This is a genomic window from Congzhengia minquanensis, assembly GCF_014384785.1.
Taxonomy (GTDB): domain Bacteria; phylum Bacillota; class Clostridia; order UBA1381; family UBA9506; genus Congzhengia; species Congzhengia minquanensis.
Genome location: NZ_JACRSU010000004.1, coordinates 285865 through 291916, shown reverse-complemented (window position 1 = coordinate 291916; position 6052 = coordinate 285865). Strand labels below are relative to the sequence as shown.

Here is a 6052-nt window from a genome sequence, read left to right as displayed (position 1 = left end):
ATACCACGCTGTCAATCCTTTGTCAAGACTTTTTTGAAACTTTTTTCTGCAAAGCCCCGCTCAAAACCGACAGCTTATTTAGAATATCACATCCCTCCCCTTTTGTCAACCCCCTTTTTCCCTTTTTTTTAAATTTTTATAGCAATATATCCTTTTGGAGCAATTTTAATACTTTTACCAAGTTGTTTTCCGGTAATTGCACATGTGCAATTTTTCTCTGCTTGAACATGAGCATCTTCCCGTTTAAAGTTAAATATATAGTGTACAAGATCGCCATCGCTACATTCCCTTGTAATAACCTCAACACCTTTGGCAAGGGTGAAAGGCGCTTTTGCGACACTTGCTTCTTTTAAAATTGTATCTAATAATTTTTTTGTGCAGTCGTCGTCAAACGCTGTTCCTATGTAATAAGCCGTTCCTTTTTGATAACTGTTTTTGCTGACAATCATTTCTCCCCGGCGATAAGAATTTGCAAAGGTTCCGATGGGCTCTGCCCCTTTGCCCTCCAAAACGTCCAGCCAATATTTGTCTTTTCCTTGAAAACTGCCAAAATCAATCGTTGCAACAGTATCTTCAAAAACCGGCTCTATTTCAGAAATGTTTACGCCGAACACCTCGGTCAGCCCACAGGGGCCCGACTCGCTGATTGCTACATTGTCTGTATCTTTAATCGCCGTTAGAAAGGTGCCTACCAGGGTTCCTCCGGCGGCGGTATATGCTTTTAGCTTTTCCGCGGCTTCGTCACAGATAACAAACATATTCGGAACAATTACCGTTTTATAGTCTGAAAAATCGTTCTTCCATGATATAACGTCAGCGCTGTAGCCTAGCTCTTTCAGCGCCGTGTAAAGTTCGCAGGCATAACCGATGTAGGAATGTTCATGCTTGACAGGCTTAATGCGGAGCGCCCACAGAGAGTTGTAGTCAATCAAAATTGCCGTATCTGCTTTTTTCACCTGGGAATGTTCTAAAACCGCGCTGTGTTCCTTTAAATGTTCCATTGTCCTTTGGAATTCAAAATATCGGCGCCTGGGCACGCGGTCCTGATCAATTAGCGCATAGTTTAACTGCTCTGCACCGGAGCAGAAAATTTTATACTGAAAATGCACCACAGCGCCTGCGTCTGATGCAAAGGTGTGCATAACCGCATTTTCAATTGCGCCGGGATACGGCTGCAGCCTGCCCTCGCCGGACCACAAACCGTGGCCGCCGCCGATGGAAAACTCCAGCATCCAGAACTTTTCGTTTCTAATTATATTTCTAGCAAAGGAATTTTCAAAGGAGGAATTGTCCATATTGTCGCGGTACAAATCCGGGTAGGCGTCTAAGCCGAATACGTCGGCTGTTTGAAACATTTTAAAATAATCCACGCCGTTTGTGCCAAATCCTGTGGTATTTGTCGTTATTTTCTTATCCGTATATGATTTCAGTATGTCCGCTTGCAAATTAAAATATTCAATGAAACTGTCGCTTGCAAACCGCTCAAAATTGAGGCGCAGGGACGGGCTGTCAAAATAACTTTTGATGAGCGGCCTCGCGTCGCGCTCTGTGGGAGCAATGGGCAGTTCAATCTGGTTAAAATCAGTATAGCTCTGCCCCCAGAACCGAAGTCCCCAGCTTTGATTTAAATTCTCTGTGGTTTTATAGTGTTCCTTAACCGACTGAACAAATTTTCCACGGCAAACATCACAGTGGCATCTGCCGCTGCCCTCCTGGGCAAACTCGTTGCCGATTTGAAAACCGACAACATAAGGATTTTTCCCAAACGTCTCACCAATTTTTTCTACAATTTTTTTTGTAAAACCGCGGTATGTTTCGTTGTTGTAACAATAGTGGTGCCGCGCGCCAAAATCGCGCCTTATGCCGCGATTGTCCACATAGGCAATTTCCGGATAGTTTCTCGACATCCAGGCAGGCGGACACGCCGTGGGCGTGCAGATAATTGTCTGAATTCCCATTTTTCCCAAATCGTTTACGGCACGCTCAATTGTGGAAAAGTCGTAAACACCCTCTGACGGCTCTAACACATCCCAGCAGAACTCGCCCATTCTTACCACGTTTGCGCCGGACTCTTTGATGAGCTTTAAGTCCTTTTGATATGCTTCTTCCTCATAAATATGTTCGGGATAAAATGAAAATCCATACAATAAATTCATTGTTTATTTCTCCTGTTCTATAATAATTTCTTTTTGCACGTTTTCTGCCGCCACGCACAAAACGCCGTTTTCAAACGAAAACGCTGTTTTTTCTCCGTCTACCGTTACCGTTTTTATGTCTTTCATGTAAGGCAGGCGGATTTTGTTTGCCGCAAGATGGCCGCCTTTTATTGTAATTTTTGTTTTGGTTTCTGTCTTTTCATAAACTCCCCAGCCGCAGTCTAAGCTCCAGATGGTTTTAAAGCAAGGCTGGTTTAAAATGGGGTCAAACCCAATGGTCTTGTTGGGCATATCGAAATAAAAGCCGCTGAAAATGGGTATTAAGGCAAAGCTTGCCATTGAGCGGGCATAGTTGCTGCCGCACTCAATTTCGTTCCACGGGTTGCGGTTTGCACCGTTGTAGCGGCCGCGCACGCCGCGGACAATTTCTAATCCCTCGTCAATCATTCCCTCGCTAATCATAAGGCCCGCCAGCTGATATTCAAAACCGTGCATGGTTTCTTCGCAGTAAGGCACAGGAATCACCGGCTTATACACGTCTTTAGGATAGGCGCAGATAATCGCCCCGCTGTCATCATTTACGGCAAAATTCCGCCACATATTGGAAATAGACCGCATGGATTTTACAAAATTCAGCTCATACATGTTTTTCAGTGCGGTTTTCACCTGGGCTTTATCAAAAATTTCACCCAGCCCGCAAAGGTTTGCGTGCCACTGTCCGCAAAGCTGGTCAATTTCGCTGCCCCCGGCAATTTGATATTTCATTTCACCGGCTTCACTGTTCCAATAGGTATCTGCCACGCCGAATTGCTCTAAAATCTGTTTATTGCCCAGGTTCACCTCCTGAACAAAATATTTTCCGTTAAACAGATGTTCTTTCGTATATTGTTTTCCGTTTTCAAACAATTCACGATACTCGGCGGCCTTGTCATGAAAGCCTAAATGCTCCGCCATTTCGGCGCCGGCTTTTAACGCCGCCAAATAAAATCCCTGAAGCCAGGAGGACGGACCAAACAACTCCATGTCCAGCGTGTGATGCTGCCTACCTTCTAACACGCCGTCATGGTTTTTATCCCACTGGCATATATTTTTGTCGCTCCAGGCGTAGTCAATTACCTTCATCACCTTGTCAAAGTACCGTTTCAGCCACTCGTCGTCTCCGCTGATTTTCCATTCCCGGTAAGTTTTAATCACCGCACCCATCTGCCCGTCTACGCAGGGAATGTGCGTGTGCGGCTTCGCTCCCAAAGGAATCCTTAACCGAAACTGCATTTCCCCGTCTTCGCTTGTGCTGTATGTAAACTCCAAATCGCGGATAGAACGCTCTAAAGACGGGAATAAAAAGCACAGGGCATAGGCATAGTTCCACACATGCTGACATGTTCCCTCACAGGAACCGGCCTTTTCGTGCACGCCCTCCCAGCCGTAAAACGCGCCGTTTTCCAGCCTCAGCACGGTAGGCGATTTGATAACCGACAGCGTAGAAGCCGCGGCGTCAATCACAGCGCTGTCCAGTGTAGAGGAAAACAAGGCAGAGCGGTATTCGTCCGTTTCGCTGTAGAGCCGTTCCCATTCATTTAGCGAATGCACGGCAGACGAAACCGAATTCTCAAAAACGGTTGCATAATAGTTTTTCCAGGTTTTACCTTTCACCTCTGGGTCTTCGTCCCAGTAATTATAGTTGTTGGGCATGTTCCAGGAGAGCACAAACCGAAAATTGCCTTTTCGCTGCGGAGAAAGCGATTCAGACGCCATCAGCGCGCATATATCATGAACGCCGGTTCCCTCATAATGCCGCTCCCGCAGCCGGTCGGTTTCCAAAAGTTCGCGCCAATAAACTGAAATGCCGTCGCACCAGCCGCCGCGATACCAGTATTCCTGAACAGCCGCATTTTTTGCATCTGTCGCCAAACAAAGGTCGCCATAAGATATATCGTTTTTATCCGCGCCGGCGTTTGAAAGCTTGATGAAAGAAATATCTCCGTCCTGCCCCGCTTCATTTTTCGAAACGTCAAATGGATTTTGAAGAGAAAACGAAACAGAAAATTCCACTTCCGCGCCGGTTTTATTTTCATATGAAATTTCAAAAAACGCCGCCGGAATTGACGAACTGTCGCAGTCGCCCGGGATAAGCGGGTTAAACGCTGTAAGCACCACGGCTCCAGGAAAATCATCGTCCGTAAACGTTAGCTTTGCAACCGGGAACTCACCTAAAAAGGAGCAATTTTTAAAATGGGAAAGCCCGCACATAGACTCTTTGTCCGGCCCGTAACCAAAGCCTGAATACATTTGCTGCTTGTAAGTGCCTGTTAGGTCCTTCAAAATGTCGCCGTTTAAAACCTTAGCAAACGTTTTTCCGCCTTTCTCTTTTACACGGACAACAATATTGGTATAGCCGTTTGTGCCGCCCTTGTTGGGACGGTTAAAAATCTCCCAGTCGATTAGCCGGCCGTTACCTGCAAGGCCAATGGAACCAGTTCCGATTCCTCCTAAGGGAAATGAAATTTCGTTTAAATACTCTCTCTCGTATAACAAAAAAAATCCCTCCACAAAATAAAATTTAGTTCATTTTATCACACACAAAATTCCATGTCAATTCTTTCGAATAAAATAAATTTATCTGCAAAGGATAACAACAGTAAAGGAGGTTATGAACTATGTCATGTTGTTGTAAACCAGAAAAAACACAGTCTCCGATCTCAGGCATTTCCTGTGATGTTACAAACTGTGAATATCACGGGGAGGGCAGCGAGTGCAAAGCTTCTGAAATTAAAGTTTGCTCCTGCGACCCGGTTCAGCAGTGCAGCGTGCAGTGTGCAACATTTGTGCCCAAAGGCGGAAGATAGGTAAAAAAAGAAACGGCGCTAGCCAATGGCTGCGCCGTTTTCCTTCCGCACTGTTTTTTGCCGATACATTTTCATATCTGCTTCCGACAGCAGTTCCGCCAGGCCGGCGGCATCGCAGGGATAGGTTGAAACCCCGTAACTGACACCTAAAAACGGAAATTTATGTTCACCGTAAATAAGTTCTTTCATTTCGTTTATTTCATGAATTCTTTGAATTACCTCCTCATTCTGCTCACCCAAATGCAAAAAGATAAATTCGTCGCCGGATATGCGGTAAAGCTGCCCCAATTTGAAAAGTGATTTTCCGATGATTTCGGAGAACGCCTGTAAATACCGGTCTCCTGCGTTATGTCCGTAGAGGTCGTTAATGCTTTTGAAATTGTCCAGGTCCATAAAAAAGATTGTAAACGGTTCACCTGTCTCCAGCAACATTTCTAAATCAATATAAAAAGAGCTTTTGTTTCTCAACCCGGTTGTAACGTCAAACTCACTTCTTTTTTTAAACAGTTCCGCTTCAAACCCGGCTGCCGACAAACAATAAAATACCTCACAGCTTAAAACGATACTGATACCAATAACAAGGCTTACCGCCAGCGCGAAAAGGCGGTTATCTCCAAATGAAAAAAGTACTCCGGCCGCCGGCAAAAAAATGAGCCAGCAAACAGACATGATAAAAAATAATATTCGGGTTTTCCGTCCGGCATTGTTTAATAGAAACCAAAACTTTTGCTGAAGAAAATAACAGTAAAAATATATACTACCCAGATACAATACCGTTTGAAACAAAAAAACTGCATTGTAAAATAACCGGGACTGCACAAATAAAGCACTCCGCTTCGCCAGCAGAAACACCAAAAAGGAATATACTAATGACATACACAGCGCCATTGCCAAATCAGAAAGCCGCCGTATCCCTTTTTTATATAAACTATAAAATGTATATAAATTTACAAATACCGCCTGCAAAACCGCCAAACTACCCAATAATTGCTTCAAAACGCCGCCCCCTTGTTCTTATTTATATCTATATTATACGTTTTTGCGTCGTTT

4 protein-coding genes are annotated in these 6052 nt (G+C 44.6%); 1 reads left to right on the top strand and 3 read right to left on the bottom strand.

What is annotated here, in order from left to right:
- Window positions 1-128: 128 nt before the first annotated feature.
- Together H8698_RS11570 and H8698_RS11565 are read right to left on the bottom strand one after the other, a co-directional pair.
- On the bottom strand, window positions 129-2156 hold the full coding sequence (locus tag H8698_RS11570; RefSeq protein ID WP_249313641.1) for a beta-galactosidase: 2028 nt from the start codon (window positions 2154-2156) through the stop codon (window positions 129-131).
- A gap of 3 nt (window positions 2157-2159) precedes the next feature.
- Entirely contained in the window at window positions 2160-4691 is a 2532-nt protein-coding gene (locus H8698_RS11565; protein ID WP_249313640.1) for a GH116 family glycosyl-hydrolase, read from the bottom strand.
- Window positions 4692-4813: 122 nt separating this feature from the next.
- On the opposite strand from H8698_RS11565, the gene H8698_RS11560 reads away from it, so the two are divergent.
- Window positions 4814-5002 (top strand): DUF1540 domain-containing protein, encoded by a 189-nt coding sequence (locus H8698_RS11560; protein WP_249313639.1) that lies wholly within the window; start codon window positions 4814-4816, stop codon window positions 5000-5002.
- Between the two features lie 18 nt (window positions 5003-5020).
- Here the strand turns inward: H8698_RS11560 and H8698_RS11555 are convergent, their stop codons facing one another.
- Window positions 5021-5998, bottom strand: coding sequence for a GGDEF domain-containing protein (locus H8698_RS11555; RefSeq protein WP_249313638.1), 978 nt, complete (start codon window positions 5996-5998; stop codon window positions 5021-5023).
- Between the last annotated feature and the right edge of the window lie 54 nt (window positions 5999-6052).

Coding starts and splice junctions, on each gene's coding strand:
- H8698_RS11570 (WP_249313641.1), bottom strand. CDS start 2,156: ATGAATTTATTGTATGGATTTTCATTTTATCCCGAACATATTTATGAG.
- H8698_RS11560 (WP_249313639.1), top strand. CDS start 4,814: ATGTCATGTTGTTGTAAACCAGAAAAAACACAGTCTCCGATCTCAGGC.